The organism is Mycolicibacterium frederiksbergense, from assembly GCF_012223425.1.
Lineage (GTDB): Bacteria > Actinomycetota > Actinomycetes > Mycobacteriales > Mycobacteriaceae > Mycobacterium > Mycobacterium frederiksbergense.
Genome location: NZ_CP038799.1, coordinates 5604799 through 5622483, shown reverse-complemented (window position 1 = coordinate 5622483; position 17685 = coordinate 5604799). Strand labels below are relative to the sequence as shown.

Genomic DNA, 17685 nt, shown 5'->3' with positions numbered 1-17685 from the left:
TCGGGGTACACCAATAGACTGGCTCCCCTATGAGCGCCTCGTTCGTGCACCTGCACAACCACACCGAATACTCGATGCTGGACGGTGCCGCGAAGGTCAAACCGATGGTGGCCGAGGCACAGCGTCTGGAGATGCCGGCCATCGGTATGACCGACCACGGCAACATGTTCGGTGCCAGCGAGTTCTACAACGTCGCCACCGATGCCGGGATCAAACCCATCATCGGCATCGAGGCGTACATCGCACCCGGGTCGCGCTTCGACACCAAGCGTGTGCTGTGGGGGGATCGCAGCCAGAAGAGCGACGACGTCTCCGGCAGCGGTGCCTACACCCACATGACGATGGTCGCCGAGAACGCGACCGGATTGCGCAACCTGTTCAAGCTGTCCTCGATGGCCTCGTTCGAGGGTCAACTCGGCAAGTGGTCGCGGATGGACGCCGAACTGATCGCCGAACATGCCGAGGGCATCATCGCCACGACGGGCTGCCCCTCGGGTGAGGTGCAGACCCGGCTGCGGCTGGGCCACGTTGACGAAGCGGTGGCCGCCGCCGCCAAGTGGCAGGAGATCTTCGGCAAGGAGAACTTTTTCCTGGAGTTGATGGATCACGGCATCGAGATCGAGCGCCGGGTCCGGGACGGACTGCTGGAGGTGGGCCGCAAGCTCGGCATCCCTCCGCTGGCCACCAACGACTGCCACTACGTGACGCGGGAGGCCTCCCACGCCCATGAGGCATTGCTCTGTGTCCAGACCGGTAAGACACTGTCGGATCCGGCCCGGTTCAAGTTCGACGGTGACGGTTACTACCTCAAATCGGCCGCCGACATGCGCGCGCTGTGGGACAGCCAGGTGCCGGGAGCGTGCGACTCGACCTTGCTGATCGGCGAACGGGTGCAGTCCTACGCCGATGTGTGGGCCCCGCGCGACCGGATGCCGGTCTTCCCGGTACCCGAAGGTCACAACCAGGAGACCTGGCTGCGTCATGAGGTCGAGGAGGGCCTGCTGCGTCGCTTCCCCGGCGGGGCGACACAGGACTATCACGACCGTGCCGACTACGAGATCAAGGTCATCTGCGACAAGGGCTTTCCTGCCTACTTCCTGATCGTCGCCGACCTCATCAACTACGCCCGGTCGGTGAACATCCGGGTCGGCCCGGGCCGTGGCTCGGCGGCCGGTTCGCTGGTCGCCTATGCCATGGGCATCACCAATATCGACCCGATCCCGCACGGGCTGCTGTTCGAGCGGTTCCTGAACCCGGAACGCCCGTCGGCTCCCGATATCGACATCGACTTCGACGATCGTCGCCGCGGCGAGATGGTGCGCTACGCGTCGGACAAGTGGGGCAGTGACCGCGTCGCGCAGGTCATCACCTTCGGCACCATCAAGACCAAGGCCGCGCTCAAGGACTCGGCCCGCGTCAACTACGGCCAGCCCGGCTTCGCCATCGCCGATCGGATCACCAAGGCGCTGCCGCCGCCGATCATGGCTAAGGACATCCCGCTCTCGGGTATCACCGACCCCAAGCATGAGCGCTACAAGGAAGCCGCGGAGGTGCGCGGCCTGCTGGACACCGACCCCGATGTCCGCACCATCTACGAGACCGCCCGCGGTCTGGAGGGCCTGGTCCGCAACGCCGGCGTACACGCCTGTGCGGTGATCATGAGCTCCGAGCCGCTGGTCGACGCGATCCCGCTGTGGAAGCGCCCCCAGGACGGCGCCATCATCACCGGATGGGACTACCCGTCGTGTGAGGCCATCGGGCTGCTCAAGATGGACTTCCTGGGTCTGCGCAACCTCACCGTGATCGGTGATGCGCTGGAGAACATCAAGGCCAACCGCGGTATCGACCTGGACATGGATCATCTTCCGCTGGAAGATCCGGCGACCTATGAGCTGTTGTCCCGCGGTGACACGCTGGGGGTCTTCCAGCTCGACGGCGGGCCGATGCGTGACCTGCTGCGCCGGATGCAGCCCACCGGGTTCAACGACATCGTCGCGGTGCTCGCGCTGTACCGCCCGGGTCCGATGGGCATGAACGCGCACAACGACTACGCCGACCGTAAGAACGGCCGGCAGGCGATCAAACCGATCCACCCGGAGCTCGAAGAGCCGCTCAAGGAGATCCTGGCCGAGACCTACGGTCTGATCGTCTACCAAGAGCAGATCATGTTCATCGCCCAGAAAGTCGCCGGCTACTCGATGGGTAAGGCCGATGCGCTGCGAAAGGCCATGGGCAAGAAGAAGCTTGAGGTGCTGGAAGCCGAGTACAAGGGCTTCAAGGAGGGCATGACCGCCAACGGTTTCTCCGAGGCCGCGGTGAAAGCTTTGTGGGACACCATTCTTCCGTTCGCCGGATACGCATTCAACAAGTCGCATGCCGCCGGCTACGGCCTGGTGTCGTTCTGGACCGCCTATCTCAAGGCCAACTATCAGGCCGAGTACATGGCAGGTCTGTTGACCTCGGTGGGCGATGACAAGGACAAGGCGGCGATCTACCTGTCGGACTGCCGCCGGCTCGGGATCACCGTGCTGCCGCCGGACGTCAACGAATCGGTGCACAACTTCGCCTCGGTCGGGCAGGACATCCGGTACGGCCTGGGCGGTGTGCGCAACGTCGGCACCAATGTTGTGCAGTCGATCATCAACGCGCGCAACGAAAAGGGTAAGTACACCGACTTTTCCGACTACCTCAACAAGATCGACATCGGCGCGTGCAACAAGAAGGTGACGGAATCACTGGTCAAGGCGGGCGCCTTTGACTCGCTGGGTCACCCCCGTAAGGGCCTGTTCCTGGTGCACGCGGACGCGGTGGACTCGGTGCTGGGCACCAAGAAGGCCGAGGCCATCGGCCAGTTCGATCTGTTCGGCGGCGGCGATGCCGACTCCGGGATGGAGTCGGTCTTCACCATCCCGGTGCCCGAGGGGGAGTGGGACGACAAGCACAAGCTCGCCCTGGAGCGGGAGATGCTGGGGCTGTATGTGTCCGGCCATCCGCTGGACGGGGTGGCGCATCTGCTGGCCGCTCAGGTCGATACCCAGATCCCGGCGATCCTGGAAGGCGATATCCCCAACGACACCCAGGTGCGCATCGGCGGCATCCTCGCCTCGGTGAACCGCCGCGTCAACAAGAACGGGTTGCCCTGGGCCTCAGCCCAATTGGAAGATCTCACCGGTGGGATCGAGGTGCTGTTCTTTCCGCAGACCTACACGGCGTTCGGTGCCGATATCGCCGATGACGCGGTGGTGCTGGTGGGTGCCAAGGTGGCCATCCGGGATGACCGGATCTCGTTGATCGCCAATGACCTCATCGTGCCGGACTTCTCGAACGCCCAGGGTGACCGTCCCGTGGCTGTCAGCCTGCCTACGCGGCAGTGCACGGTGGACAAGGTGACCGCACTCAAGCAGGTGCTGGCGCGCCACCCGGGAACCTCGCAGGTGCATCTGCGACTCATCAGCGGTGAGCGCATCACCACCTTGGAGCTCGATCAGTCCTTGCGGGTCACACCGTCGTCGGCGCTGATGGGTGACCTCAAGGCACTGCTCGGCCCCGGTTGTCTGGGCGGCTGAGTTTCCGAACTCGGTTGCGCCTCAGGCAGGCACGGTTTCGTATTCTCGGATGCGCGCGTCGATGTCGTCCTGGCTGAAGTTCTTGGTGGAGTGGATGACGGCGATCCGGTCCGAGACGAACTCATCGATCTCAGCGAATTCGGCGACCACGTGGTAGCGGTCACGGGGGACGTAATCATCGATGGCGAGCGTCCAGTTCTGCCGGCCCTGCAACATGCGCAGGGCCTTCAATGCGCAGGCAACACGAAAGCGCCCGTCGACAAGGACCAGATCCGGCACGTTCTCGCCTCTTGAGCACTCCGCCGGCGGGTCGGAGTACCGGCGGAACTGCTCGAGCCTCGCCGGATTCGCCTTTTCCCAGTGCACGGGGAATCCCAGGAAGCCGGTCTTTCCGATGTCCGCGTAACGGTAGGTCTGCGTGCTCGGATTGAAGAATCCTGCGTCGACGATCTTCTTGTTGACCGCGTTCAGGAAGGCCCTGTCCGAGTCGACTGCCACGAATTCGACGCCATTCTTGGCCGCCAGATAGGTGGATCCACCGGTCCCGAACTCCAGGTACCGGGTGCAGTTCTTGATGGCGTCCAGGAACCACTGGTTGGCTTTGTCGCCACCGAACCAGGCAGCGTCGGGGATGGTGATACCGGAGAACCGGCGTCGTATCGACAACTCGAGATATTCGAGATATTCACGATCAAGCACGGCGTCCCCCGGGTCGTAGCGGTATGGCGACACGAAGGTAACACGAGTGCCCGCAGGCGTCTTGGCGATGCGCTGGCACGGCGGCGTTGTCACAATCCCACCAAGTTGCCAGCACGCCAATCGATTTCGATGGACTGCGGCATCTTCGGTATCCAGCGTTGCTCGCTGATGGGAGGTGGCTTCTCGGTGGATTTGCTGAATCGGCGACTGGATTCGAATGTGACCGGTTATCGAGCAGATCGCAAAGCCGGACAGGTGCGCCACCATAGCTTTGCCGCGCGGAACGTGAACGGTGATCTGTTCGCTGGCGGGTCCCGGGATTTGGCAGATCTGGGCAGCGATTACCGCAGAAGTGCCTTCACCGCATCGACCAGCTGAGGGCCGAGGGACTTTGCGTACGTCGCGGTCATGTGCCCGTCGGCGTCTTGGTAGACGATGTGGTTGCCGATGATTGCGGGGCACTTGTCCGCGTCGCAGAACGAGCTCGTCAGGTCGAGTGCCGTCACGCCGGGTACCTTGGCGGCGGCAATCAGCAGCGGATCCGGAGTGGCGAGCGCCTCGTCGCGTGGCGTGGCGCAATTTCGGATGACCCCGACCCGTGTCAGGCAGTTCAGGGTTTCCTCGGGAACGCCGGGTACGTCGCCCACCGCAAGGATCTTCGTCCCGGCCTCGGCCACCGGCCGCCACACTTCTTCGTAGCCATCGGCGTCGCCGGCGTGTTCACGACTGGCCGTCGTGAGGACCACATCGAACTTGTCGGCGAGGAGCTTCTGCTGGGTCTGCGCCATCACTTCACTACAGTCAGCGTTGCCGTTCAAGATCGTTGATGTCCATTGGCACCCGTAGCCGACGAACGTCGTGATAGTCCAGCGGTTCTCGATCAAATACGGCGACAGAGCCGGCAACAACATCGCCGCGTGCGAATCCCCGATGACGGCGATCCGCTTCGCATCTGGGCCCTCGAATCCGTAGGTGCAGGACTGTAGTGATTCGCCCTGTTCGCGGAAGCACTTGAACGCACCCTGCCCGTCGTGCGCGAAATAGTCGATGCTCGGAGTGACCGGCTTCGCCGGGTCGAACAGCGCGCAGCCCTCGGTGCGCAGCGCTGCCACCCCGGCGCATTGGCCGGATTCGTGGGCAGCTCCGGGGGCTGCCAATGTCATGACCAACTCCTGGTCGTCCTGCGAATGCGCGTTCAGATCAGTTTCTACGACAACAGCCGAAGCGGCGATCGTCGCGGCGATCAGTACGCCGGCTGCCGTCCACTGTTTCGGTGAGATCCGGATGCGGCGGGACGGTGGTAGAACATTCTCCAGCCAGTTCGACCGGCGGATCGGATCCTCGTAGAAACGGTAAGTCAGGTGCGTCAGAGTGAGTGATACGCCGACGACCGTGACGTAGTACGGCCAAGCCGGCGGCAAGACGGCCGCCAGCAGGATGATCACCGGCCAGTGCCACAGGTAGAGGGTGTAGCTATGGTCGCCGAAGTACTCGGCGACGCGGTTGGTCAGGTGCGGTACCCCGCGTACCTCCGCACCGACGAATGCCGCGATGACAAGTGCCGTCGACAGCACGGGCAGCGCGGCCCATGGTCCGGGAAACATGCTGTCATCGGTGATGACGAACAGGGATAGGACTGCGCCTCCCAGTCCGATGTAGGACAGCAACGGGCGGATTCCATCCGGGAGGCGTGACAGCAGGGGCGCACAGATCGCCAGCAGCGCGCCCACACCGAGTTCCCACACGCGCGTGAATGTCGAGAAGTAGGCACCATTCGGATCGAGGTAGCTCTGAAAGCACGCCAGCGCGAACGACAGTGAGCAGACCGTCACCATGAAGCCGGCCAACCAGCGTTGCCGGCCGCGACCGTACGTCTCTGACGGCGTCGAACCGCGCCGGCTCAATGCGAAGAGTGCGAGTAGCGCGAGCGGCCACACAAAATAGAACTGCTCTTCGATCGACAGCGACCAGTAATGCAGCAGAGGAGATTTGGGCTGGCCCTCGGCGAAGTAGTCGGAGCCGACCCGTTCGAATCTCCAGTTCGATGCGAATACCGTCGCCCACAACCCGTCGACCAGAGCGGCCTTCGCGCGGGTCTCGGTGAGGAGCAGATAGCTGCCGGCCACGGTCGCCACGACCACCAGAACGGCCGACGGGATGATGCGCCGAACGCGGCGCCGATAGAAGTCTGCGAACGAGATCGAACCGGTGGTGGTGTGTTGCTTGATCAACAGCGCGGTGATGAAAAACCCTGAAAGCACGAAGAACACGTCGACGCCCACGAAGCCACCGCGCGGCCAGTCGAAGAGATGTTGGCTGAACACTGTCAGCACCGCGAAGGCCCGCATGCCTTGCAGGTCCATCCGAACGTGCAGCGATGGGTATCCCTGTCGCCCGTCGATCCGCACAGCGCGTGGTTCAACGGACAACCCGCACACTCCTACAAGTCCCGCCGACAATCGGCACATTGTCACACAGGAACTGGGAGCCGGCTGACTATTGGTCCCGATGCGGGCAGTGCGGTTCGGAAGGACCTAGAGATCGACCGCGACGATCGCGCTGTCCGGCCACAGACCGCGGTGTCGGGCCCGGCGCAGCTTCTCCCGGATCGGTAGCTCGCGGTGCACATTGGTCACGCCCGGGATCTTGAGCAGCGGGACGATATTCCACTGCCAGCCGTAGCGCCGGTGCAGTGCCGTATTGCCCTGTTGCGCCGCGTCACCGGAGAGCATCCGGGCCCGGCCGGGCACCGCGGCGCCCTGCGGGATCCCGCGGTGATCACACGCTGTGAACTGAACGTCGCCGCGGGCCTGTAGGCGTCGGGTCTTGGGCCCGATCTTGGTCCTGAACAGTGCGGTTCGACCCTCGATGACGAACCATATCGGGGTGTCGACCGGTGTGCCGTCCCGCCGGTAAGTCCGCAGCACCGCGTATCGGGACCGACTGAGGGTGGCGATTTCGGTATCGGTTGATGGCATGATCGCCAGTGAACAACTTCGAGTTGGCTCTAAGTCAAGGGGACACGTGGCCGCACTGCTGACCATCGGTGAGGTCTCGCGCCGCACCGGAGTGGCCCAGACGACGCTGCGGTACTACGAACAGATCGGGTTGCTACCCGCCCCGGATCGTGTGGGTGGCCAGCGTCGCTATCAGCAGTCGAGCCTGTTGCGGCTTGAGGTGATACGCGCCTGCAAGGCGGCGGGGTTCACGCTGGATGAGATCTCGGCACTGATGGGTGACCACGTCCCGGGCAAACCGGTGGCCCGCGCGTTGGCCGAGGCGAAGCTCGGCGAGATCGACGCCCAGATGGCGACGCTGGTGCGCGCCAAGAAGATCATTCAATGGGGCATGAGTTGCGAATGCCGGACGATCGACGACTGCACCTGCGGCATCCATCACACGCTGCTGGCCTGATCAGTTGCCGTTCGATGGGCTGAACTCAGGCGGCGGAGGGCGGCTGGCGCCGGTCGGACATCCCGCCGAAGACCCACACCAACGTCCCCATGCCGGCCGCGGTGAGCACGGCCGGACCCAGGCTCGCAGTGAACAGACCGACCACCACGAGCACCAGTGCGCCCACGATCAGCGCGATCACCTTGTGCGTCGGCCAGGGAACGCCGGCGACGTTGATTTCGGTGGGCGCGGTCATAGCTACACGATAACTCGTAACCAAGAGTTCGGGCAACCGAAACCTGGAGGTGGCGGATTAACCCGTTTTCGCCCGGAGAGCAGGTAGTGGCACCATTAGGCGGTGTCCGCTGAACTGATTCGAGGCCCCCAGGTATCGCCGCTCACCGCGGCCGACATCGACGAGGCCGCAGTGCGAATCGCCGGCGTCGTCACCCAGAGCCCATTGCAGTTCAGCGACCGGCTGTCGCACGCGACGGGAACCCAGGTGTACCTCAAGCGCGAGGACCTCCAGGCGGTGCGCTCCTACAAGCTTCGCGGTGCCTACAACCTGCTGATGCAGCTGACCCCCGACGAGCTGGCGGCCGGTGTGGTCTGTTCCTCGGCGGGTAACCACGCCCAGGGCTTCGCGCTGGCCTGCCGGTCCATGGGCGTGCACGGCCGGGTCTACGTGCCGGCCAAGACGCCGAAACAGAAGCGCGACCGGATCCGCTATCACGGAGGCGAGTTCATCGAGCTGATCGTCGGCGGCAAGACCTACGACCTGGCCGCGCAGGCCGCACTCGATGATGTGGCCCGCACCGGAGCCACCCTGGTGCCGCCCTATGACGATCCGCGCACCATGGCCGGGCAGGGCACCATCGCGGTCGAACTGCTCGAGCAACTGCCCGGTGAGCCGGATGTCGTGATCGTCCCGGTCGGCGGCGGCGGATGCATCGCCGGTATCACCACCTATCTGTCCGAGCGCACCGCGAACTCCGCGGTGCTCGGCGCCGAGCCGGCGGGCGCGGCATCGATGATGGCCGCGTTGGCCGCCGGCGCGCCGGTGGCGCTCGAGCACGTGGATCAGTTCGTCGACGGGGCCGCCGTCGCGAAGGCCGGCGCGAATCCCTACGCGGCGCTGGCCGCGGCCGGGGACATGCTGTCGATCACCTCGGTCGACGAGGGCGCGGTCTGCTCGGCGATGCTCGACCTCTATCAGAGCGAAGGCATCATCGCCGAGCCGGCGGGGGCGTTGTCGGTGGCCGCGTTGATGGAAGCCGATATCGCACCGGGCTCCACCGTGGTCTGCATTATCTCCGGTGGTAACAACGACGTGTCGCGGTATGGCGAGATCCTCGAACGGTCGCTGGTGCACCGCGGTCTCAAGCACTACTTTCTGGTCGACTTTCCCCAGGAGCCCGGTGCGCTGCGCGGTTTTCTGGACAGCGTGCTCGGACCCAACGACGACATCACGCTTTTCGAGTACGTCAAGCGCAACAACCGCGAAACCGGGGAGGCGCTGGTCGGTATCGAGCTGGGCTCGTCCACCGATCTCGACGGACTGCTGCACCGGATGCACGAATCCGAGGCGCATGTCGAACTGCTCGAACCGGGTTCGCCGACCTACCGCTATCTGACCTGAGTCCGCAGCACCGCGAACGAGTGCCCGGGCACGACGGTGCCCGCACCGTCGGCCCACGGGTCATCCCACGCCAGCACCACCTCTCCGGTGACCGGGACCGTCACCGCGGAGTCGCCCAGATTGCAGGCCACCGCCGACGTGCCACGGTGCAGAACGATCCACCGCGCATCCTCGTCGTAGTCCACCCGCAGATGATCCAGCCACGGGTCGGCGAAGTCGGGTTCGTTGTGCCGCAACGCGATCAGCTGGCGGTACACCTGCAGCAGCCGGGCATGCCCACCCTCGGTGACCTCGGCCCAGTCGAGCTTGGACCGGGTGAAGGTCTCGGGGTCCTGCGGATCCGGGATCTCGTCGGCATCCCAGCCGTGGGCGGCGAACTCGGCCTTGCGGCCCTCCGCGGTGGCCCGGCCCAGCTCCGGCTCCGGATGTGAGGTGAAGAACTGGAACGGGCTGCTCGAACCCCATTCCTCACCCATGAACAGCATTGCCGTATAGGGAGATCCGAGCACCAGTGCGGCCTTCACCGAAAGCTGGCCGGCGGTCAGGTTCTGCGACGGCCGGTCACCGGTGGCGCGGTTGCCCACCTGATCGTGGGTGAGGGTGTAGGCCAGCAGCCGGGTCGCCGGAATCGTGGCGGTGTCCAAGGGGCGACCGTGCCGGCGGCCCCGGAACGACGAGTAGGTGCCAGCATGAAAGTAGCCGTGCGTCAGAGTGTGCGCCAGCGTCTCCAGGGTGCCGAAATCGCCGTAGTAGCCCTGCCGTTCACCGGATACCGCGGTATGGATGGCGTGGTGGATATCGTCGTCCCACTGCGCGGTGAGCCCGAGACCGCCTTTCTCGCGCGGGGTGATCAGCCGAGGGTCGTTCATGTCGCTCTCGGCGATGAGGGACAGTGGCCGTCCCAATTCGGCTGCCAGGGCGTCGGTCTCGGTACTCAACTCTTCGAGTATGTGGATGGCGGTGGTGTCCACCAGCGCGTGCACGGCGTCCAGGCGCAGGCCGTCGGCGCCGAAATCACGCATCCAGCGCAGTGCGCAGTCGATGATGTAGCGGCGCACCTCGTCGGCCCCGGCGTCGCCGATGTTGACCGATTCGCCCCACGGGTTGCTGCCGCTGGACAGATACGGCCCGAACCTGGGCAGGTAGTTCCCGGACGGCCCGAGGTGGTTGAACACCGCGTCGATCAGCACGCCGAGACCGAGAGCGTGGCAGGCGTCGACGAGGCGCAGCAGGGCATCCGGGCCGCCATAGGGTTCGTGCACCGCGTACCAGAGCACACCGTCATAACCCCAGCCGTGGGTGCCGCTGAAGGCGTTCACCGGCATCAGTTCGACAAAGTCCACACCGAGATCGACCAGATGCTGCAGCTTCTCGATGGCGGCGTCGAAGGTGCCCGACGGGGTGAAGGTTCCGACATGCAACTCATAGATGGTGGCGCCCTCGATGGAGCGTCCCGTCCAGTCCTGCGGTGGCGCGGTGGGCGTCCACAGTTGCGAACGGGCGTGCACGCCGTCGGGCTGGCGGGGCGAGCGGGGGTCGGGCAGCACGGTGTCGTCGTCATCGAGGACGAACCCGTAGCAACTGTCCGGTCCGGCGGACACCGTGGCCCGCCACCAGTCGTCGGCGCCGCGCTCCATGGCGTGCAGGGTTCCGTCGACGTCCAGTTGTACCCGGTCGGGACGCGGCGCCCACACCGCGAATTCGCGCTCAGACATCGGTGCGCTCCAGCAGTACCACCGGCAGTTCGGCGAAGAGTTCAATCGCTGCCGGGGTGCCCGCATGCGTACGCCCGGTCAGCCGGTCGGTCCAGATACCTTCTGGCAGTGTCACGGTGGTGTCCCCCCAACCGATCTCGGCGAGCTTGACCGTCCACCGCGACACCGCCACCAGAACGTCATCGCCCCGCAGGAAGGCGACCAGGTGCGCAGCCGCGGAACCCGATGCCGGCACCGGCCGGTAAGCGCCCTCGAGGAAGGTGTCGGGCAATTCCCTGCGCAGCCGCAGTGCGGCGCCCGCCACCCGGATCTTGGGATCGGTGCGGGCCTCCAGCGCCGCGCGGCGCGCCGCGTAGTCCACCGGCCGGCGATTGTCCGGATCGACCAGACTGTCGTCGAACAGTTCGGTGCCCTGATACACATCCGGGATACCGGGCACGGTGAGCGCCAACAGTTTCTGGCCGAGACTGTCACTGTGGGCGTGCGCATCGGCGCGGGCCACCAGCGCGGTCAGTTCCTTGGACACCGGTCCGTCGATGATGGCGTCGACCCAATCGTGCACCGCCGATTCGAATTCGGTGTCCGGGTCGTTCCACGATGTGTGCAGGCCCGCCTCCCTGATCGCCTTCTCGGCGTAGGAATGCAGGCGGGTGCGCAAGGCATCGGACACCTCACCGTCGACGGGCCAGACTCCGAAGACGTTCTGCCACAGGAAGAGTGTGGTCGCCCGGTCCGGGCTCAGCACGATCTGAGACCAGCGTTCGACACGCTCTGCCCACTCGTCGGCCAGCTGGGACAACACGCCGATGCGGGTCCGCACATCCTCACTGCGCTTGGTGTCGTGGGTGGACAGCGTCACCATGGCGTGTGGCCACAGCCGAGCCCTGGTGGCGGACCGCTCGTGGAACTCGGCGGCGCTCACCCCGAAGAGCGACGGCTCGCCGCCGACCTCGTTGAGACTGACCAGCCGGGCATCCCGGTAGAACAGGCAATCCTCGACGGACTTGGCGGTCACCGCGCCGCACAGCTGCTGGATGCGTACCGCGGCCTCGCCGTCGTGCGCGAGGGCCGCAGCGACCAGTTGCAGCGGTTCGGCCAGTTCGGGCCGCGTGCGGACGGCCGCGGCGATGGCGGTGGGCCCCACCGCGGTCAGGTTCAGGTAGTCGAACCGGTAGACGTGCACGTGGGTCAGCAGCGCGGTGACCGCATCCGGCAGCAGGGCATGGTCGGCGCCGATGTCGGCGACGATGGACCGGCACACCCGGGCCAGCTCGCTGCTCAGGGTGTCGGTGGCGGCGACTGTCTTCAACTCCGAGGTCTGGTGCTCGGTGGTGCCGCGGTCGGTGCCGCTGCTCTCGTAGAGCGCGGTCAGCGCCGGCTCGCCCGCCGGGTCGACGAACAGGCCGCCGATCTCGCGCAGCGCGTCATAGCCGGTGGTGCCGTCCACCGGCAGCCCGGTGTCGAGCGGCTCGTCGGGGGCCAGGATCTTCTCGATGACGATCCAGGCCTTCTCGCCGACCAGGTCGCGAAGATCTGTGACGTAGGCGGCGGGTTCGGCGAGCCCGTCGGGATGGTCGATGCGCAATCCGTCGACCAGGCCCTCGGTGAACCACCGGCCCACCTCGGCATGGGATGCGGCGAACACCGCGGGGTCCTCCTGGCGCAGGCCGGCCAGGGAGGTGATGGAGAAGAACCGGCGGTAGCCGCAGAGATTGTTCCGCCAGCCGATGAGCTTGTAGTGCTGACGGTCGTGCACCTCGGCACCCGGCGCGCCGTCGTGCGCGGTGCCCGGGGCGATCGGCCAGGCCCGGTCGCCGAGCCGCAGCAGATCCCCGTCCACGGTCAACTCGGCGACATCGTCATCTGACCCCAGCACCGGCAACACGATCCGGCCGTGCTCGAGATCCCAGTCGATGTCGAAGTAGCTGCTGTAGGCGGAATCTCGGCCATGCGTGAGCACATCCCACCACCAGGCGTTTTGCGCGGGATCGTCGACGCCGACGTGGTTGGGCACGATATCGACGATCAGGCCCATGCCGCGGGCCCGGGCCCGGGCGGACAGTTCGGCCAGGCCCTCGGGTCCGCCGAGTTCGTCGGACACCGTGGTCGGGTCGGTGACGTCGTAGCCGTGGCTGGAACCGGCGGTCGCGGTCAGGATCGGGGAGAGGTAGAGGTGCGAGACCCCGAGGTCGTCCAGATAGTCCAGCAGGTCGACCGCGTCGGCGAAGGTGAAGGAATCACCGCGCATCTGGAGCCGATACGTGGAGAGCGGGACACCCATCAGCCGATACCGCCTAAGTCGTTTTCCGGAGCACCCGAAGTGAACGCGGCTGCAACGGCATCTTCTCGCCGGCAGAAATCGTCACCTCGTGGGCACCGGCGGGATCGCCGGTGTCCAACGCGGTTACCCACTTTTCGGCGTAATCATCGGGGGGCAGCACGAAATCCAGCGATTCGTCGTGTGCGTTGAAGCACAGCAGGAACGAATCGTCCCGGACGCGTTCGCCGCGGGCGTTGGGTTCCGGGATGGCGTCCCCGTTGAGGAACACCGCGACACTCTTGCCGAAACCCGAACCCCAGTCCTCGGGGGTCATCTCGACTCCGGCCGGGGTCAGCCAGGCGATGTCACGCTCCTGCTCGCCACTGCGAATCGGGTTGCCTGCCAGGAAGCGGCGACGCCGGAACACCGGGTGCTTCTTGCGCAGGGCCACCGCTTTGCGGGTGAACTCCAGCATGTCGGCGTTGTCCTCGAGCTTGGACCAGTCCACCCAGGCGATCGGGGAATCCTGGCAGTAGGCGTTGTTGTTGCCGCCCTGCGTGCGTCCGATCTCGTCACCGTGGCTGATCATCGGTGTGCCCTGCGAGATCATCAGGGTGCCGATCACGTTGCGCATCTGACGCGCCCGCAGCGCATTGATGTCCGGGTCGTCGGTCGGGCCCTCGACGCCGCAGTTCCAGGACCGGTTGTGGCTTTCGCCGTCGCGGTTGCCCTCGCCGTTGGCCTCGTTGTGTTTCTCGTTGTAGGACACCAGGTCGGCCAGGGTGAATCCGTCATGGCAGGTGACGAAGTTGATGCTTGCGCCGGGCCGCCGGCCGGTGTTCTCGTAGAGGTCCGAGGAACCGGTCAGCCGGGATGCGAACTCGCCGAGCGTCGCCGGCTCACCGCGCCAGTAGTCGCGCACGGTGTCGCGGTACTTGCCGTTCCACTCGGTCCACAGCCCCGGGAAGTTGCCGACCTGATAGCCGCCCTCGCCGACATCCCACGGTTCGGCGATCAGCTTGACCTGGCTGACCACCGGATCCTGCTGCACCAGGTCGAAGAACGCCGACAGGCGGTCCACATCGTAGAACTCGCGGGCCAGGGTGGAGGCCAGGTCGAAGCGGAAGCCGTCGACATGCATCTCCAGCACCCAGTACCGCAACGAATCCATGATCAGTTGCAGGGTGTGCGGGTGCCGGGCGTTGAGGCTGTTGCCGGTTCCGGTGAAGTCCTTGTAGAACTGTTCCTCACCGTCGAGCAACCGGTAGTACGCCGCGTTGTCGATACCCCGGAAGTTCAGGGTCGGGCCGAGGTGGTTGCCCTCGGCGGTGTGGTTGTAGACGACGTCGAGGATGACCTCGATACCGGCGTCGTGGAAGGACCGCACCATGGCCTTGAACTCGGCCACTGCACCGCCGGCGTGGCGGCTGGCGGCGTACTGGGCGTGCGGGGCCAGGAAACCGAAGGTGTTGTATCCCCAGTAGTTTCGCAGACCCAATTCGAGCAGCCGGTGATCGTGCAGGAACTGGTGTACCGGCATGAGCTCGATGGCGGTCACGCTCAACGATTTCAGATGCTCGACGATCACCGGGTGCGCGAGCCCGGCGTAGGTACCGCGCAGTTGTTCGGGGATGTCCGGATGCAGCTGGGTCAGGCCCTTGACGTGGGCTTCGTAGATGACGGTCTCGTGGTACGGGGTGCGCGGGGCCCGATCCGAACCCCAGTCGAAAAACGGGTTGATCACGACGCTGGTCATGGTGTGGCCCAGGGAGTCCACCGCGGGGTCGGCGGGGGTGACAGCGGGATCCTCGGATTCCAGGTCATATGAGAACAGCGCCTGGGTGAAGTCGAAATCGCCGTGGAAGGACTTCCCGTACGGATCGAGCAGCAGCTTGCTGGGGTCACACCGGTGGCCGGCCACCGGGTCCCACGGCCCGTACACCCGGAACCCGTAGCGCTGACCGGGGCTCACCGTGGGCAGGTAGGCATGCCAGACATAACCATCCACCTCGTCGAGCGGAACCCGTTGTTCGGTACCATCTTTGGCGATCAGGCAGAGCTCGACCTTGTCGGCGACCTCGGAGAACAACGAGAAGTTGGTACCGGCCCCGTCGTAGGTGGCGCCGAGCGGATATGCGGTGCCGGGCCAGACCGTGATGTCCATCTCACCACCAGCCGGTGGCGGCTGCGAGCTGACGCCCCAGTTCGTTCGTCATGGTACGAACGTATGTTGTCGATAGGTGGTGAGAGTCGTGATACATCAACACATTTCCCTCTACTACTCGGCAAAAATCCGGTCGGCACACCGCGTCGGTCATGTCGAGTGGCTTCAGATTCGGGAACCGTTGCAGATAATCCAAAGTCGGGTTGTCGTCGGACAGTACCGCAGAGCGCTTGACGCCGCACGAGATGGCATCGCCGCCGTCGGCCAGGCAGTCGGCCGGGAAGTACGGCTTGTTGTTGCGCACCAGCCAGGGGGTGTCCCGCATCGCCAGAACGTCGATACCGGCGTCCGAGAACTGCTGCCAGATACCGAGATACGAGCTGGGCATGACATCGCCGGGTTTGATGTTCCACGGCCGGGTGGAGGTGGTGAACACGAAGTCGGGCTTGTCCGCGAGCAGCTTCGGCATCACCACGTCGTTCCACTGCCGGCACTTCGGGTACGGCCGGTTGTCGCCCATCACGAGGGGTTTCTGTTCGGTGGTCAACGGGCAACCCATCTTCAGGTAGGTGACCACCTTGAAGTCGTGTAGCCGGCCGAGTAGGTCCAGCGCGGTGATCCAGTGTTCGGCGTGCGATCCGCCGGCCAGTGCGATGGTGCGTTGGGCATCTTTGTTGCCATAGGTGCAGTTGATGACGTCGACGTTGGCGAAGTCGCTGATGCAACCCGCGTTGGTGGACTCCGGGATGTCGTTCTTGGCCTCCAGCACGGTGGGCCGCATCGGCAGCTTGGGCACTCTGGCGTTGTTGGTCAGCGCCCGCGACCCGGGGTAGTCGCGGGCCGAGAGCCCGGACAGCTCCTTACCGCTGGCCCGTTCGACGGTGACGTGCTCGCGCCAGGTGAACGATGTCGCTGTCAGCGTGACGCCCAGCAGGGTCACGACCGAGCCCAGCACGATCGTCGGGCGGCGCAACCGGGTTCGCCACGGCACACCGGTCGGCCGCTGGGCCGGTGCCCGGTAGCGCAGTGGGGTTTCGACGTATCTGGTTGTCAGCCAGGCCAGTACGCCGGACACCAGCAGCACGATCGCGCCGTCGGTGAAGCCGGCGTGGTCGCGGCCGGTGTAGGCCAGCCAGAAGATCAGCAGCGGCCAGTGCCACAGGTAGAGCGAATAGGCCATCGACCCCAGCGCGACGAACGGCTTGGTGGCCAGCAGGCGGTTCGGGGCGGGCAGCTTGCCGCCGGTGTGCGGATCGGCGACGCGGTTGGCTGCCGATAGGATGAACAGCACGGTGGCGCCGACGGGGACCAGCGTCCACGGGCCCGGGAACTCGCGCACCCCGTCGATGAGCCAGCCGCACAGCAGGATGGCGATCAGCGATACGGTCGCCACGATGGTGCGCACCCACATGGGCCAACGCACATAGGGGACCAGGGCGCCGATCAGTGCGCCCAGGGTGAGCTCCCAGGCCCGGGCGAAACTGTTGTAGTAGGCCACGGCCTGATCGGCGTTGTGCGCGATGATGGCGTACACGAACGAGGCGATGGTCAGCGCGCTCAGCAGCACGATGAACACCCAGCGCACATGCCTGCCCAGCGGTCTGCGCAGCAGGTAGGCGAGGGCGAAGATGATCGCCAGCAGTGCGATGTAGAACTGGCCCTGCACCGACATCGACCAGATGTGCTGCAGCGGGCTGACCGTCTCACCGGCGCGCAGATAGTCCGCGGCGGTGTTGGCCAGTTCCCAGTTCTGGTAGTAGCCGAGGCTGGCCAGGCTCTGGTCAGCAAACGTTTCCCAGCGGGTTTCCGGCTGGATCAGGATGGTCAGCACCGCGGCCGCCGCGAGCACCACGATCAGCGCAGGCAGCAGCCGGCGGACCAGTCGCACGACCTCCGGAATCGGGCGCAGCGCGGTGGCCGGGTCGATCGCGGCGCGTAGCAACCGGCCGCCGAAGAAGAACCCGGACAGCGCCAGGAACACGTCCACACCACCGGAGACCCGGCCGAACCAGACGTGGAAGATCGCCACGAGGGCGATCGCGACCCCACGGAGTCCGTCGAGGTCGTGCCGGTAAAAGCCCGATGCGCGGGTACCCGTCTGCGAGCCGGCGGTCGACGTGGGACCGGCTGTGGGTGTACCGCGGGTGGAGGGTCGGGCGGGAGCGAGGGTCATCATGGTCGGGGAGTTAATCTACCTAAGAACCCTGGGGGTCTCAGGCCACGGGCGTGACGTCACACCAGCTGGGCAA

11 protein-coding genes are annotated in these 17685 nt (G+C 65.5%); 3 read left to right on the top strand and 8 right to left on the bottom strand.

Going from position 1 to position 17685, the window contains the following annotated elements; genetic code table 11:
• Positions 1-29 precede the first annotated feature (29 nt).
• Complete coding sequence (gene dnaE, locus EXE63_RS30195) at positions 30-3566, top strand: DNA polymerase III subunit alpha (protein WP_168144998.1); 3537 nt, start codon at positions 30-32, stop codon at positions 3564-3566.
• Between the two features lie 21 nt (positions 3567-3587).
• On the opposite strand, the gene EXE63_RS30190 is transcribed toward dnaE, so the two are convergent.
• The 3 genes from EXE63_RS30190 to EXE63_RS30180 form a co-directional block, all read right to left on the bottom strand.
• Positions 3588-4532: a hypothetical protein gene (locus EXE63_RS30190; RefSeq protein ID WP_168144997.1), complete on the bottom strand. Its 945-nt coding sequence runs from the start codon at positions 4530-4532 to the stop codon at positions 3588-3590.
• 74 nt (positions 4533-4606) lie between these two features.
• Positions 4607-6694 (bottom strand): acyltransferase family protein, encoded by a 2088-nt coding sequence (locus tag EXE63_RS30185; RefSeq protein ID WP_234904322.1) that lies wholly within the window; start codon positions 6692-6694, stop codon positions 4607-4609.
• A gap of 105 nt (positions 6695-6799) precedes the next feature.
• Complete coding sequence (locus EXE63_RS30180; RefSeq protein ID WP_168144995.1) at positions 6800-7243, bottom strand: PPOX class F420-dependent oxidoreductase; 444 nt, start codon at positions 7241-7243, stop codon at positions 6800-6802.
• A 55-nt stretch (positions 7244-7298) separates the two neighbouring features.
• Here EXE63_RS30180 and EXE63_RS30175 point away from each other — a divergent pair, with 55 nt between their 5' ends.
• Entirely contained in the window at positions 7299-7679 is a 381-nt protein-coding gene (locus tag EXE63_RS30175; protein ID WP_210000944.1) for a MerR family transcriptional regulator, read from the top strand.
• A 25-nt stretch (positions 7680-7704) separates the two neighbouring features.
• Here EXE63_RS30175 and EXE63_RS30170 read toward each other — a convergent pair whose 3' ends face one another.
• On the bottom strand, positions 7705-7914 hold the full coding sequence (locus EXE63_RS30170; RefSeq protein WP_168144993.1) for a hypothetical protein: 210 nt from the start codon (positions 7912-7914) through the stop codon (positions 7705-7707).
• Positions 7915-8016: 102 nt separating this feature from the next.
• Between EXE63_RS30170 and ilvA the strand changes: the two genes are divergently transcribed.
• Positions 8017-9297: a threonine ammonia-lyase IlvA gene (ilvA, locus tag EXE63_RS30165; RefSeq protein ID WP_168144992.1), complete on the top strand. Its 1281-nt coding sequence runs from the start codon at positions 8017-8019 to the stop codon at positions 9295-9297.
• Here ilvA and treZ read toward each other — a convergent pair.
• From treZ to sucT, 4 genes are read right to left on the bottom strand one after another with little or no spacing between them, the layout of a single operon-like run.
• On the bottom strand, positions 9285-11012 hold the full coding sequence (gene treZ, locus EXE63_RS30160; RefSeq protein ID WP_168144991.1) for a malto-oligosyltrehalose trehalohydrolase: 1728 nt from the start codon (positions 11010-11012) through the stop codon (positions 9285-9287). The genes ilvA and treZ overlap by 13 nt on opposite strands.
• Positions 11005-13293, bottom strand: coding sequence for a malto-oligosyltrehalose synthase (gene treY / locus EXE63_RS30155; RefSeq protein ID WP_168144990.1), 2289 nt, complete (start codon positions 13291-13293; stop codon positions 11005-11007). The genes treZ and treY overlap by 8 nt, the downstream gene beginning before the upstream one ends.
• 13 nt (positions 13294-13306) lie before the next feature.
• The gene (gene glgX, locus EXE63_RS30150) at positions 13307-15436 is read right to left on the bottom strand and encodes a glycogen debranching protein GlgX (RefSeq protein ID WP_168144989.1); all 2130 of its coding nucleotides are present in this window, start codon (positions 15434-15436) and stop codon (positions 13307-13309) included.
• 1 nt (position 15437) lies between these two features.
• Entirely contained in the window at positions 15438-17612 is a 2175-nt protein-coding gene (sucT, locus tag EXE63_RS30145) for an acetyltransferase SucT (RefSeq protein WP_168144988.1), read from the bottom strand.
• Positions 17613-17685: the final 73 nt, after the last annotated feature.